Annotated in this window: 9 protein-coding genes; 6 read left to right on the forward strand and 3 right to left on the reverse strand. The window is 72.2% G+C overall.

Annotated elements, in window-relative coordinates:
* Positions 1-40 precede the first annotated feature (40 nt).
* From ACQUSR_RS29600 to ACQUSR_RS29615, 4 genes are all read left to right on the forward strand, one after another.
* On the forward strand, positions 41-835 hold the full coding sequence (locus ACQUSR_RS29600; protein ID WP_431045749.1) for an AraC family transcriptional regulator: 795 nt from the start codon (positions 41-43) through the stop codon (positions 833-835).
* 84 nt (positions 836-919) lie between these two features.
* Positions 920-2,935 carry a tetratricopeptide repeat protein gene (locus ACQUSR_RS29605; RefSeq protein WP_431045751.1) on the forward strand — a complete coding sequence of 672 codons (2,016 nt, stop codon included), beginning with the start codon at positions 920-922 and terminating at the stop codon, positions 2,933-2,935.
* A gap of 137 nt (positions 2,936-3,072) precedes the next feature.
* The gene (locus ACQUSR_RS29610) at positions 3,073-3,720 is read left to right on the forward strand and encodes a LuxR C-terminal-related transcriptional regulator (protein WP_431045753.1); all 648 of its coding nucleotides are present in this window, start codon (positions 3,073-3,075) and stop codon (positions 3,718-3,720) included.
* A gap of 145 nt (positions 3,721-3,865) precedes the next feature.
* A complete protein-coding gene (locus ACQUSR_RS29615; protein WP_431045755.1) occupies positions 3,866-5,761 on the forward strand; it encodes a M6 family metalloprotease domain-containing protein in 1,896 nt (631 codons plus the stop codon).
* 57 nt (positions 5,762-5,818) lie between these two features.
* On the opposite strand, the gene ACQUSR_RS29620 is transcribed toward ACQUSR_RS29615, so the two are convergent.
* From ACQUSR_RS29620 to ACQUSR_RS29630, 3 genes are read right to left on the reverse strand one after another with little or no spacing between them, the layout of a single operon-like run.
* On the reverse strand, positions 5,819-6,835 hold the full coding sequence (locus ACQUSR_RS29620; protein WP_431045757.1) for a methyltransferase: 1,017 nt from the start codon (positions 6,833-6,835) through the stop codon (positions 5,819-5,821).
* On the reverse strand, positions 6,832-8,088 hold the full coding sequence (locus tag ACQUSR_RS29625) for an MFS transporter (RefSeq protein WP_431045759.1): 1,257 nt from the start codon (positions 8,086-8,088) through the stop codon (positions 6,832-6,834). Before ACQUSR_RS29625 ends, ACQUSR_RS29620 begins: the two co-directional genes overlap by 4 nt.
* Before the next feature lie 55 nt (positions 8,089-8,143).
* Entirely contained in the window at positions 8,144-9,124 is a 981-nt protein-coding gene (locus ACQUSR_RS29630; RefSeq protein WP_431045761.1) for an enolase C-terminal domain-like protein, read from the reverse strand.
* A gap of 515 nt (positions 9,125-9,639) precedes the next feature.
* Here ACQUSR_RS29630 and ACQUSR_RS29635 point away from each other — a divergent pair.
* Both ACQUSR_RS29635 and ACQUSR_RS29640 read left to right on the forward strand, forming a co-directional pair.
* Positions 9,640-13,602, forward strand: a complete 3,963-nt coding sequence (locus ACQUSR_RS29635; RefSeq protein ID WP_431045763.1) for an amino acid adenylation domain-containing protein — start codon at positions 9,640-9,642, stop codon at positions 13,600-13,602.
* Positions 13,599-14,609 (forward strand): fatty acid desaturase family protein, encoded by a 1,011-nt coding sequence (locus ACQUSR_RS29640; RefSeq protein ID WP_431045765.1) that lies wholly within the window; start codon positions 13,599-13,601, stop codon positions 14,607-14,609. The genes ACQUSR_RS29635 and ACQUSR_RS29640 overlap by 4 nt, the downstream gene beginning before the upstream one ends.
* Positions 14,610-14,634: the final 25 nt, after the last annotated feature.

Genomic DNA, 14,634 nt, shown 5'->3' on the forward strand with positions numbered 1-14,634 from the left:
CAGCGTGCCGCATGTCGTACTTCCAATAAACTGCCAAACAATGACGCAGATCCGCCACCAGCCGATCGCGTCGACCCGCACCCAGACGCTGGCGACCGGAGCGGAGATCGACGCCCACCGGCACGACGACCACCAGATCGTCTACGCCGGGCGGGGCGTGCTCACCGTGACGACCAGCACGGGTACCTGGGTGGCGCCGGCCACGCGCGCCATCTGGGTGCCCGCCGGCACGGTGCACGCCCACCAGGCCCACGGCGAACTGGAGTTGCACCTGGTCGGCCTGCCCGCGAGCGACAACCCGCTCGGGTTGGAGGAGCCGACCGTGCTGGCCGTTGGCCCCCTGCTGCGCGAACTCCTCCTCGCCTACACGCGTGCCCCGCTCGACGACGGCCCCGAACGCACGCGGCTGCGTGCCGTACTGCTGGACCAACTCCGGGCCTCGCCCCAGCAGCCGCTGCACCTGGCCACCCCCATCGCCCCTCAACTGAGGGACCTGTGCGACATCCTGCGCGCCGACCCGGCCGACAGCCGTACGCTGTCCGCCCTGTCCAAGGAGGTCGGCGCCGGCGAACGCACGCTGTCCCGGCTGTTCCGGGCCGACCTCGGCATGACCTTCCCGCAGTGGCGTACTCAGCTGCGCCTGCACCACGCCCTGATCCTGCTGGCCGAGAACACCCCGGTCACCACCGTGGCGCATCGCTGCGGCTGGTCGTCCGCCAGCGCGTTCATCGACGTCTTCCGACGGACCTTCGGACACACGCCCGGGGCGTACCGGGGGCGCCGGTCGGGGCTCCCCGGAGACACCGAGGAGGGCCGAGCCGGAGGTCCTCCGTAACGGGCCTGGTCACACACCCTTTAGGCTGCGGAGACCGCTCGCCGCGGCGGGCGCGGCACGCCGTCTCCCAGAAAGGGAAAGCCGTTGAGCACCGACATCCCGGCCCAGAGCACCGAAGAACTCCTCGCAGACGGACGGCGACTGCTCGACGCCGGTGATCACGACGCCGCCGAGCCGCCGCTGTCCGCCGCGGCCGAGTCCGGCGGCCCGGAAGCCGCCGCGGCCTACGGCGAGTTGCTCGTCGCCACCGGTCGGGTCGACGAGGCCGTGGCGTGGCTGGAGCGCGGCGCCGAGGCGGGCATCGCCACGGCCGCGCGGAAGCGGGCCGTGATAGCCAAGGACCGCGGCGAATGGGATGCGGCCGAGCGCTGGTACCGCTGCGCCGCGGAGCACGACGGCGGCTGCGCCTTCGGTCTCGCGAACTTCCTGGAGGAGGGCGGGGACCTGGCGGGTGCCGCCGAGTGGTACCGCCGCGGCGCGGCGCTCGGCAGCCTGGCCTGCAAGACCAACGGTGCGGTGCTGCTGGCCCGGAGCGGCCAGGAGGAGGCGGCCCGCGACCAGCTGCGGGAGGCGGCCGACGCGGGCGACCACATCGCCCACCACGCCCTGGACGCCATGGACACGGCCGAGGGCAAGCTCATCGACTACGCGGACGAGCTGGCGGAGGCCGAGGACGCCGAGGAGGCGTTCGACGCCATCGAGGACCTGATGCACGAGAAGGAGATCTTCCGCGCCTACCCCTGGCTGGTCGCCGAGGCCGAGAGGATCTACGAACAGGCCGCGGAGCTCGGCTGCGACCACGCCCTGGTCGATCATGCGCTGGTCATCGAACGGGAACAGGACCGCTTCGAGGAGGCGGACGCCCTGCTGCTGCGCGCCCATGAACGGGGCAGCCTGCGCGCGGCCCGCGTCTTCGCCTCCCTCCATGAGGACCGTGGCGAGATCGCGACGGCGGAGGAGTGGTACCTCAAGGCGGCGGAGGGCGGCGACGAGACCGCCCAGTGGAACCTCGGCCTGCTCTACAAGCGCCAGCGCCGCCTGGACGAGGCGTATGCGTGGATCGAGCGGTCGGAGCACGAGGACTACGAGGAGCAGCTCGAACACCTCGATGAGCTCCGGGACGCGCCGGACAACGTGCTGACCGAGGAGGACGAGTCCCGCCAGCTCGCCCTGCGCCCCGTCGCCGAGGCAGGCGACGCCGAGGCCGCCACCGAGCTGGCCGACCTCCTGGCCCGCAAGCGGGACCTCCCGGAGGCCATCGCGTGGTACGAGCGCGCCTTCGCGGCCGGACACGCCGGGGCCGGACTGGCTCTCGGCCGGATGCTGAAGGGGATCGGAGCCCCGCCCGAGCGTCTGCTGGACCTCTACCGCCCGGCCGCGGAGAGCCCCGAACTCGCCCCGGAGGCCACCGACGAGCTGGGTCAGCTGTATCTGCGCATGGACGACAAGGTCGGCGCCGAGCGCTGGCTGCGCCGCGCCGCGCGGCTCGGCAGCGGACAGGCCGCCTGGTGGTGCGCCGAACGGTCGGACGAATACGGCGACAAGGAGGAGGCGGTCCGGCTGTGGCGGCGGGCCGCCGAGGAGGGGCACGGCATGCCCGCCTTCAAGGCCGGCCGCGCGCTGTTCCTGCGCGGCGACGCCGCCGAGGCCGAGCCGCTGCTGCGGCTGGCGTACGAGAAGGATGTCCCGGAGGGCGCGTACTGGCTCGGACGCGCCTTCCGCGAGCTCGGGCAGCTCGACGACGCGCTGACCTGGCTGCGTACGGCCGTCGACATCCACGGCTACGTCCAGTCCCGCTACTCGGGGTTCATGCTCACCTCGCTCTTCGATCCCCGGATCGAGCTGGCCGAGGTGCTCTGCGAGCGGGAAGCGGATGACGAGTGCCGTGAGCAGCTGGACGCGGTCCTGGAGCGCAGCCCGCGTCACCGGACGGCGCACCGGCTGTACGCCCAGGTGGCGGCCCGCCAGGGCGACGCCGAGGCGGCACGTGCCCATCTGAAGGAGGCCGGCGTGGAGGACCCGGTAGCCCTCGACCGTCCCGGGGTCAGCGCCGAGGAGGTCGTACGGATCGTGCGCGCCGCCGCGAGCGGGTGCTGGTGACGGCGGAAGGCCCGCGGGCCGGAGCCGGGCCGCTCGGGGCCTGACCCACCGCGTCGGCGAGGGCCCGTCGGCCCCGGCTCACCCACCCGGTCGCGCCCGGCGTGCCGGGGCGGGGCGGCCGGGGCGAGTCTGGGGGCGTGGACGCCGGACCTTCCGACGCGGGAGACGTCAGACGTGTCGCCGTGGTGAGCGACTGCCCGCTCTTCCGCCGCGGCCTGGCCCAGGTGATCGGCACCGCCTCCGACCTGGAGTTGGCCGCCGGGGTGCGGTCGGTGGAGGAACTGGACGGACAGCTCGGGCCCGGCGACGTGGTGCTGCTGGACCTGCCCGAGCCGCCCGTGTGCCTGGCGGCCGCCGTGTCCCGGCTCGCCGGTCAGGGGACGGCGGTCCTGCTCGTCTGCTCCTCCCCGCGGATCGACATCGTGCCGCCCCTGCGGGCCGGCGCGCGCGGCTGCCTGAGCAGACAGGCCACCGAGGAGGAGGCGCTGGCGGCGGTCCGGCTGGTGGCCTCCGGCTGCCCCTATGTGTCCGCGGCGCTCGCCGTGCGCCCCGGCGACGAACCGCCGTGCCATGTCACCCACAGGGAGCGGCAGATCCTGGAGTTGCTCTCCCACGGCGAGACCGACCACGGCATCGCCGCCCGCCTCGGCATCAGCGAGCACACCGTGCACTCGCACCTGGACCGGCTCCGCGACAAGATCGGCTCGCGGCGGAGGGCGGATCTGACCCGCTTCGCGATCGAGCACGACATCATCACGCCGTCCGGCGGTGCGGGGCAGAGCTGAGGGGACAGCGGTAGGGGACAGGGGGAGAGGCAGGGGCGACTCCGCCCCGGCGACGTGGGTATTTACACCCCTTGGCATATGCCGCAGTCACGACAAGACTGAATTCGAAGATCCGCTCTCCTCGACTGGCCGGGAGGATTCCGCGATGAGCGCCATTTTCGGAGAAACCCTCACGTTCACTCAGGAGGACGGAGGCGATGTGGAACTCGTGGTCTTCGGCGACGACAAGTACGCCCGCTACGAGACGCTGGACGGCTATACGGTCGTCTATGACGAGGACTACGGCGGGTACTGCTACGCCGAGCCGACCGAGGACGGCATGGAACGGCGGTTCCACTCCACCGGCGACCGCATCGACCAGGGCCCGCCGCACGCGCTGCCCCGCCATCTGCGGGAAGGGCAGAAATACCGTCGGAACGTGGTGGTCAATCGCTTCGCGGCGATGATCCCGCCCGAGGAGCGCGGCTCGGTGCCCCCCGACGCCATGCTGACCTTCGGCCCGAACCAGGGCCTGCTGCCCGGACGCCGGGTGAGTGAGGGCGACGTCCGCGGCCTGACCATCCTCGTCACCTTCCCCGGCACCACGACCACGGTCACACCGGCCGAGGTGAAGGCCATGCTGAACGGCCCGGACTTCCACGCGCACGGAAACCGCTGCTCGGTCAACGAGTTCTTCCGCACGATGTCGACGGACCGGCTCAACTTCACCAACGAGGTCGTGGGTCCGTTCCAGATGAGCCGGTCCCGGCTGGCGTATGCCAATACGGAGGGCATGCTGGTGCCGGAGGCGATTCAGGCGGCGTTCGACGCCGGGGTCGACTTCAGCGCGTTCGATTCTCAGGGCCTTGGAGTGGTCGACTCGGTGTGCATCATGTACGCGGGCCGGACCGAGTACAAGGGCGACCTGTGGCCGCACAACTGGGTGCACCGCGACACCTGGGACGGCATGCGGACGGACCTCTACACGGTCACCAGCATGGGGCGCACCCCGGCCGACCTGAGCATCGGCACGTTCTGCCATGAGAGCGGGCACCTGCTGTGCCGGTTCCCGGATGTGTACGACTACGGCCGGGCCGATCGGGAAGGCGACGACTTCACCAGCGCGGGTATGGGCACCTACTGCGTGATGGGCGCGGGGAACCACCTGGGCCAGGGGCGTTCGCCGTCCCCGGTGTGCGTGTATCTGCGGCGCCTCGTCGACTGGTGCGCCAATGAGGTCGACCTGGCGGAGGACGGTGTCTACGAGGCCACCCACGGGGATTACGACACCGCCCTGATCTACCAGAACCCGCAGCGCCCCGACGTCGAGTACTTCCTGGTCGAGAACCGGACGCGCCTGGACTTCGACGAGAAGCTGACGGCCAGCGGACTGGCGGTCCTCCACTGCGACATCAAGGGCTCGAACGAGTTCCAGCAGGGCACCCCGACCCACCACTACCAGTGCGCGCTGATGCAGGCCGACGGCCACCAGGACCTGGAGACCAACGCCAACCAGGGGGACGGCGGGGACCTGTACGGGCCGGTCGAGGGCACCGCGATGTCGCACAGCAGCCGTCCGGCGTCGCTGTGGTGGAACGGGACGGAGTCCGGTCTCACCATCTCGCAGGTCAGCGCCCCCGGACAGGTGATGGAGTTCCAAACCGGTGAGGAGGGCGTCGCCGGGGTGACGATCAGCGGCCGGTCCGCGCCGGACGCCCAGATCCCGCGGCAGAGCGCCACCGGGCTGAGCGACAGCATCGAGCTGGCGGGTGCCGGCACGGCCCGTCAGCTGGAGGTCTCGATCGACATCGCGCACCCCCGTATCGGTGATCTGCGCGTGGTACTGATGTCGCCGACCGGCCGCCGAGCGGTGCTGCACAACCGCTCGGGCGGCGAGGCGGACAACCTGCGGCTGACCCTCGACTCCAGGACGCCCTCACTCCTCGCTCCGCTGGTCGGCGAGGGCGTGGCGGGCGACTGGCAGCTCCGGATCACCGACGCGGGGCTGCGCGGCCCCGGGACGCTGCGCCGCTGGGAGATATGGATCCGGACCGCCTCCTGAGGCACCTCCGCGGAGCCGCGGAACCAGCGACGAGTTCCCTGGCTCACCTCACTTCCCTCACCCCGCCCGGGTCGCTTCGATGACGTTCATCCCGGGCGGGCCGTGGACGACCCTGTCGAACGTCCAGCCACCGCGCTCCAGCAGCGCGCGGTACTGCGTGAGGGTGCGCTCCCGGGCGCCGTCGTACAGGGCCATCATCACCAAGTCGGACCAGTTCTGCGCGGGGGCCGGGGAGCCCCGTTCCGGGAGCAGGTCCTCGAAGATCCGGAGGCGGGCGGCCGCGTCGGCGTCCCGGCTGATCGCGGCGAGGATCCGGACCACGCCGTCGTCGTCCCAGTCGTGCAGCACCCGGGAGAGCAGGTACATGTCGGCCGGCGGTGGTGGTTCGAACAGGTTCCCCGCCCGGACCGCGCAGCGGTCGGCGACGCCCTCGTCCTTCAGGAAGGACCGGGCCCGATCCAGCACCTGGGGCTGGTCGACGAGGATCCCGCGCGCGCCCGGCTCCTCCTGGAGCACGGCCGCCAGCAGGACACCGATGCCGCCCCCCACGTCGACGACGGTGCCGGCGGGCGGCCAGTCCACCAGGTGCACGCAGGGCAGCGACAGCAGCCGTGCCTGCTCCGCCATGGCCTCGCTGAACACGGTCTGCTGCTCCGGGCGCTCGGCCAGGTACTCCCAGAACCCGGTGCCCAGCGCCGGTACGGTGGCGGGCCGGCCGGTCCGGACGGTCTCGGTGAGGGCGTGGGCGACGTCCGATATCCCGAGCGTCGCGAACGTTGCCCGCAGGGACATGGCGTGCCGGCCCTGGAGCAGCTCGCTGCGCGCGGTGAGACCGGCGAGGTCGCGCTCCGGGTCGTAGGTCAGCAGTGAGTGGCCGGCGAGCAGCCGCAGCACGCGCCGCAGCGCGTCCTCGTCGCAGCCCGTCTCGGCCGCGACCCGCGCCACCTCGCGCGGCTCGTGATCGAGCGCGTCGGGGATGCCCAGCCGGGTGACGGCGCAGACGCAGTGGAAGACGATCCCCTGTTGGTAGAGGTCGAACAGCGCCGCGACGTCCGCTATCGGTTCCTCGCTCACGTGTCTCCCTTCGCCCGGGTGGTGAGCTCTTCCCCGGCCCGTTCGTCCCCGGCCGGCGATGCCGGGGCGGGCGCCGACCGGTCCTGTTCCGGCCGGTCCTGCTCCGGGGCGAGCAGCCGCTCGCCCGCCAGGACCGCCACCGCGGCGAAGTTCAGCACCCCGCCGAGCAGGAAGAGCCCGCGCACGCCGGTGTGCGGCAGGACCGCACCGCCGAGGAGGGCGCCGGCGGCGATCCCCACGTTGTACGCGGCCGAGTTCATCGCCAGGCCGATCTCGGTCCTTCCGGGCGCGACCCGCAAGACGCGGTTCTGGGTGGCGGTGAAGACCGGGGCCGCCGACAGGCCCAGCAGGGCCAGCATGCCGATCACCGCGGGCTGCACCGAGTCGAACAGGTACATCCCGGTCAGGGCGGCCGACTGGAGCGCCACCGGGAGTGCCAGGGTGGTCGTGGGACTGCGGTCGGCGAGGGTGCCGATGCCCAGCACGCCGGCGACGCCGGCGAGTCCGAAGACCATCAGCAGCACGCCGACCCGCTGCTCGCTGAAACCGCCCTCCCTGGTGAGGAACTCGGTGACATAGGTGAATCCGGTGAACGCGCCCGTGACGGACAGGACGGTGGTGGCCAGCACCAGGGCGAACCTGCGGGTGTCCGGCGCGGGCGCGTAGGCGGCGTGCCCCTCCTCGGGCGGCGTGGTCGGCAGCAGCGCGGCGATCACGACCAGCGTGAGCAGGCCCATGCCGCTGAGCACCAGGAAGGGCGTCTGCCAGTCGGCGCGCTGTCCCAGCCAGGTGCAGACCGGCACGCCCAGCACGGTGGCCAGCGAGCCGCCGACGGCCGTCACCACCACGACCCGGCCCTTCACGCGGGGCGGGAACAGCCCCACCGCGACCGGCATCATCACCGCCCAGAACAGGGCCTGGGCGAGGGCGACGCACACCCTCGCCGCGAGGAGGACCCCGTACGACGAGGTGGCGACCGACACCCACGTCGCCACGACGAACACGGCGAGCAGGGCGGACAGGACGTGACGGCGCGGCACCTGACGGGTCAGTTGGGCCAGCGGTACGGACACGACCGCCACCGTCAGGCCGTAGCCGGTCACCAGATAACCCACCGACGACAGGGACACGTCGAAGTCGTCGGCGATGAGCCCGAGAAGTCCGATCGGAAGCGTCTCGGTGGTGTTGAAGGCGAAGGCCGCCACGGACAGGGCCGCGACCACGCTGACCCGCCGCCAGGTGTCGGTACGCATACGGGAACCATCCATTCTCAACCGCGGTCGCCGCACCCGACGGCGTCGGAATCGGTCAGCCCCACAGGTCCGCGGAGGGCGGATCCAGCCAGCCGTCCCGGCACGGCATCGCGGGCTGCACGTCTTCGGTCAGGATGAGGTGGCCGGCGATGTCCCGGAACTCGGCGAACGTCGCCACCTGGAACGCGGCGGCGGTCGCCAGCGAACTCGCCGCGAAACAGCCCACCATGATCCTGAGGTCCCTGCGGCGCGCCTGCTCGACGATCCGCAGCGCCGCGGTGAGGCCGCCGCACTTGTCGAGCTTGATGTTCACCCCGTCGTAGAGCTCGGAGATCCTGGGCAGGTCCCCCTCGCCGTAGAAGGACTCGTCCGCGACGAGCGGGACCGCGCGGGGCAGGCCCCGCAGCCCCTCCTCCTCGTCGGGGCCGACCGGCTGCTCCACCATGCGGACGTCATGGCGAGCCAGGACCGGCAGCATCTCGACGAGCCGGTCCAGGCTCCACCCGCAGTTGACGTCGACCACGAGCTCGGCGTCCGGGCGGAGCGCGCGGGTGGTCTCCAGCCGCTGGACGTCGGTGTCCGAGCCCAGCTTCAGCTTCAGCGCCCGCCGTCCCCGGCTGTCCTCCAGCTCCTGTGTGAACTGGGGCTCGTCCGCCAGGGAGATGGTGAGCATGTCCTCGACGGGGACGGGCGCGGGAAGGCCGGCCAGGCTCCAGACCCGGACGCCCCTCCGCTTGGCCTCCAGGTCCCACAGCGCGGCGTCGACGGCGTTGCGGGCCGGTCCCGCCGGCAGCAGGGTGAGGAGTTCGTCGCGGGTCGCGCCCTCCTCGATGTCACGCCTCGCCCGCTCCAGTTGCTCCGCCGTGGCGGCCTTCGGATCTGCGAAGGGGCTTTCGAAGAGGGTCGCCTCGCCGCGGCCCGAGAAGTCATCGTCCGTGATTTCCACCCGCAGCAGCGGAGCGGATACCAGATGCGCCCGTGCGAAGCTGTACGGAAGATTGAAGGGAATGTCCAGAAAAGCCACGTCCAGTTTCATGTTCCCCCACTGTCTACACAGAGAACCTGATCCGGTTGAATTGGGCGTTTTCGGTAACGGTCGCCTCGCGAAGGGCGCCCCGAAGAATGAATGCCGATGACGAAATCAGCAATGTAGGCGATCACCGGCAGCGAAGGAACCCGCCCGCTCAAGTTGGCTTGATCCGTAAGGGTGTTCGGCTTGGGTGGGCCCGGCAATCATGGCATCCCGGTCATATCGCACCGCCCAGGGCCCGCACATGCCGCTGTCAGAGGCCACGTTCAAGGTCTTGACTCTCGCGACGGCGTGCTGGCTATGATGCGAATCCCGGTCCAGGATGATTCCACGCCGTGCATGCGTTCCCTGGACACGGTCTCAACGAATCCCCCCATTCTCGACGTTGATTGACCGAGCGCGAACGACCGGAAGTCTGACGGCGGCCACCGGCCCCTGACAGAGACCACCCCAGTGTGAGGGACATTCCGGCGAGCACATCTCCGTTTCGCAAAGACGAGTCGGAAGGACGCGTGTTGTCCGTGCACCGCAGGGAAAGCTGGCCGCTGCTCGCAGCACAGCAGGGAATCTGGTTCGCCCAGTCACTGGACCCGGCCTCCACCGCCTACAGCATCAGCGACTGCCTCGACATCCACGGAGCGGTGGACCCGGCCCTCATGACAGCCGCGCACGCGCAGGTCGAGCGCGAGGCCGAGGCCATGCGCCTGCGCTTCGCGGCGGGGGAGGAGGGGCCGGCCCAGCACCTCGACCCGTCGGCCGGGTCGCCCCTGCACCACCTCGACGTCAGCGCCGAGCCCGACCCGGTCGCCGCCACCGAGGCGTGGATGGCGGCCGACATGTCCGGCCCGGTCGACCTGCTGCGCGACCCCCTGTGCACCACCGCTCTGTTCAGGATCGCCGCCGACCGCTTCACGCTGTACCGCCGGGTCCACCACGCCGTCCTGGACGGCTGGAGCCTCGCGCTGATCCACAACCGGACCGCGGCCGTCTACACCGCGCTGGCCGAGGGCCGGTCACCGGACGAAGGCGCCTTCCCGCCGTTCCGGCTGCTGTTGGACGGCGAGTCGGAGTACCGGGCCTCGCGGCGCCGCGCGCGGGACCGCGCCTACTGGACACGCCGGCTGCCGGAGCACCCCGAACCCGTCCGGCTGGCGGGCGGGCGGGCCACCGCGTCCCGGCCGGCGCACCGGTGCCGGGCCCCGATCGCGCCGGAGACGCTCACCCGGCTGCGGGACACCGCGGAGCGGCTCGGGGTGAGCCGGACGGACCTCCTGATCGGCGTCACCGCGGCCTACGTGGCCCGGATGACGAACGCCCAGGACATCGTCCTGGGCGCGCCGCTGAGCGCGCGCACCGGCCGACGGGAACGCGACGTCCCCGGCATGACCACCAACGGCCTGCCGATCCGCGTTCCGGTGGATACCGCGATGACCCTCGCCGAACTCGCCGGCCGGACGCAACTGGCCGTACGGGAGACGAGCCTGCACTGCGGCTACCGCAGCGAGGACCTCTCCCGCGACCTGGGTCTGGTGGGCACCGGACACTCCCTGTGGGGCCCGGTGGTCAACGTGATGGACCTCGCCTACGAGCTGGACTTCGCCGGATCCCCCGCCACGGTGCGCAACGTCTCCCGGGCCGTCACGGACGACCTGGCGGTGACCTTCTACCGCACCTCCGCCGAGGACCGGATGGAACTGATCCTCGACGCGCACCCGGACCTCTACCGGCTCCAGGAGGCCGAGGGCCATCTGGAGCGCCTGTCGTTCTTCCTCGACGCGGTCGCGGCCGCGGACGCGGACACCGCGCGCGTCGGCGAGCTGCCGCTGGTGAGTCCCGCGGAACGGGACCGGGTGATGGCGTGGTCCGCCGGGCCGGTCCGCGACATCCCGGACATCCCCCTGCACGCCCTGTTCGAGGCGTGGGCGGAACGCACCCCGCGGGCACCGGCGCTGGAGTTCGGGGACACGGTGCTGAGCTTCGCCGAACTCGACGAGAGGGCCAACCGGTTGGCCCGGTACCTGCTCGCCGCCGGCGCCGGGCCGGGGAAGGTGGTGGCGTTCGCCCTGCCCCGGTCGGCCGACCTGCACGTGGCGGCGCTCGGCGTCCTCAAAGCGGGCGCGGCGTTCGTCCCGTTGGACCCCACCTACCCGCTCCGCCGGATCGCCTTCATGGTCGAGGACGCCAAGCCGACCCTGGTCCTGCTGCATTCCACGACCGCCGGGCTCGCCACCGGCCTGGACGCGCCGTGCGTGTGCCTGGACGACGCCGAGGCCGAGCATGTCCTGGACGGGCTGTCCGGCGACCGCCTCACCGACCGGGAACGCGGCGGCCCGGTCCGGCCCGACCAACCGGCCTACGTCATCTACACGTCCGGCTCCACCGGCGTGCCCAAGGGCGTCGTCGTCCCCCACCGGGGCGTGGTGAACCTCACCGCCGCGATGGTCGACAGGCTCGGCTCGGGGCCGGGCACGCGCACGCTGCAGTTCGCCTCCGCCAGCTTCGACGCGTTCGTCGGCGAGATGACCCAGTCCCTGCTCAACGGCGGCACGCTGGTGGGCGCCCCCACCGAGCGACTGGCCCCCGGCCCCGCGCTCACCGCGCTGATCGCCGAGAAGGGCGTCAACGACCTCGTACTGCCGCCCTCCGCGCTGGAGGTGATGGCGCCGGAGCTGATGCCGGCCGGCGTCACCGTGTCCGTCGTCGGAGAGGCGTGCAAGCCCACCGTCGTGGAACGCTGGGCCCCGGTGTGCCGGCTCATCAACGGCTACGGGCCCACCGAGGCGACCGTGTCCACCGCGATGAGCCCCCCGCTGCCCGTCGGCCGCCCCGACGAGGCCCCGCCGATCGGCACCCCGTTGCGCAACGTCCGGGCCTATGTGTTGGATTCCCGCCAGGAGCCGGTGCCGGTGGGTGCGGTGGGACAGCTCCACGTCGCGGGCGCCGGGGTGACCCGCGGCTACCTGGGACGGGACGCCCTGACCGCGGAGCGCTTCCGTGACGACCCGTACGGCCCGCCCGGAACCCGGATGTACCGCACCGGGGACCTGGTGCGCTGGAACGCCGACGGGCAACTGGTCTTCGTCGGCCGCGACGACGACCAGGTCAAGCTGCGCGGCTTCCGGATCGAGCTGGGAGAGGTCGAGGCCGCCCTCGCCCGCTGCCCCGGAGTGGCGCAGGCCGCCGCCGCGGTGCGGGAGGACACCCCGGGGGACCGGCGGCTGGTGGGGTACGCGGTGGCCGAACCCGGCACCCGGCTGGACCCCGCCCAACTGAGGAAACGTCTCTCCGCCGACCTGCCGGCCCATCTCACCCCGGGCCTGGTGGTGATCGTCGACGCCCTGCCCCGGACACTGAACGGGAAGCTGGACCGCAAAGCCCTGCCGGCCCCCGCCACGGCCCCCGAGACCCACAGCCGCATGCCGCGCACCGCGACGGAGGAGATCCTGGCCGGCCTGTTCGCCCAGACGCTCGGGCTGCCCCAGGTCGGGATCGACGACAGCTTCTTCGAGCTCGGCGGGCACTCCCTGTCCGCCACCCGGCTGCTCGGCCGGGTGCGCAGGACCCTGGGCGTGGAGCTGTCCGTGGGCGACCTGTTCGAGGCCCGGTCGGTCGCCGCGCTCGCGCGCCGCACCACCACGCGGTCCGCCCGGGACGGCGGGGAGGTACTGGTGCCGCTGCGCCCCACCGGGAACGAGCCCCCGCTGTTCTGCGTCCACCCGGCCAGCGGGCAGAGCTGGGTCTTCCTCCGGCTCGCCGGCCACCTCCCCGCCCGGCTGCCCCTCTACGGCCTCCAGGCCCGCACACCCCGGGACGGCGCACCGCTCCCCACCCGGGTCGAGGACATGGCCGCCGAGTACGTCGACGCCCTCCGCACCGTCCAGCCGACCGGCCCCTACCGGCTGCTGGGCTGGTCCTTCGGCGGGCTCGTCGCCCACGCCATGGCCACCCGGTTGCAGGCGCAGGGCGAGCAGGTGGAGCTCCTCGCCCTGCTCGACTGCTATCCGCGCACCGACACCCACATGGTCAGCTCGCTGACCGAGGAGGGGGCGCTGCACGCGATGCTGCGCTACTTCGACGTGGAGCCGCCCGGCCGGCCCGGCGACCCCGTGACCCCCGCCCGGGTCACCGCCGCCCTGCGCGCACAGGGCGGCCACCTGGAGCACTTCGACGAGGACGACACCGTGTCGATGATGCGCACCTTCCAGCACTCCAGCGCGCTCGCCTGCGCCTTCGCACCCGGACGCTTCCGCGGCGACGTGCTGTTCTTCACCGCGGCACTCGACCGGGAGGAGGGGGCCCCGACCGCGGACGCCTGGCGGAAGCACGTGGCCGGCACGGTCGTGGACCGGCAGGTCGACAGCCGCCACGACGACATGCTGCGTCCGGCGCCGCTCACCGAGATCAGCGCGGCCGTCGCCGCCGCGCTCCACACCCCGCAACCCCCGTCCCGGCATGGGGACAGGCGAGACTTGGAGGAGCGATGAGGTTCAGGGGGTCCGGCACGCCCGACCCCGGCGCCGCCGGTCCGGCGGAGACCATGGCGCCGGCGACGGCCGAGCAGGAGACGGCCGGGCCGCCCGGCGGGGGCGGGGCGGAGCTGCGCACCGCGCTGAAGCACCTGCGCACCGAGGTGCGCGGCCGGGCGTTCGCCTGGAAGCTGCTGCTGTGCGGCCTGCTGACCGCCGTCGGCATCGTGACCGTGCTGCGCCCGGAGACGTGGTGCCGGATCACCGGCGTTCTGCTGCTCGGCTGCATGTACGCACACGCCGCCGAACTCCAGCACCAGACCCTGCACGGCCTGGGCTTCCGCAACCGGCGCGCCAACGCGGCCGCGGGCATCGTGCTGGGCATACCGATGCTGATCTCGTTCGCCGCCTACCGCGTCACCCACCTGCGCCACCACCGTTATCTGGGCACGCCGTTGAACAGGGAGTTCTTCGACTACGGAAACCAGTACGGTGCCGATCGGCCCCGGTCGCGACGGGACGCCCTGCTGTCCTGGGCGGTCCGGTTCTCGATGATCCACCACTACGGGCTGTTCCTGCGGAACCTGGCCCGCTCACTGCTCGGCCGGGACTTCGAGGGGGAGACCGCCACCACCTCACGGCGCATCCGGCGCGACCACCGCATCGCCCTGGCCGTGTTCGCGGGCCTGACCGCGCTGTCCGCGGCGCTGCGGGAACCCGTCGTCGTGGTGGTCTGGGTGCTGCCGCTGGTCCTCGTCGCCGCACCGGTGCACGCCGCGATCGAACTCCCCGAGCACCACGGCTGCGACACGCTCGACGAGGACCCGTTCGCCAACACCAGGACCATCCGGTCGAACCGGTTCATGACCTGGTTCACCAACGGCAACAACTTCCACGTCGAACACCATCTGGTGCCCAACCTGCCGATCGAGCGCCTGCCGGACGCGCACGCCGTCGTCCGCGACCGGCTGCGGCACTTCCACCCCAGCTACACCCACTACTTCTACAAGCTGGTCCGCAAGTGACCGGAGGGGAGCCGACGGTGGGGTC

It is taken from the genome of Streptomyces sp. P1-3 (genome assembly GCF_050613155.1).
Lineage (GTDB): Bacteria > Actinomycetota > Actinomycetes > Streptomycetales > Streptomycetaceae > Streptomyces.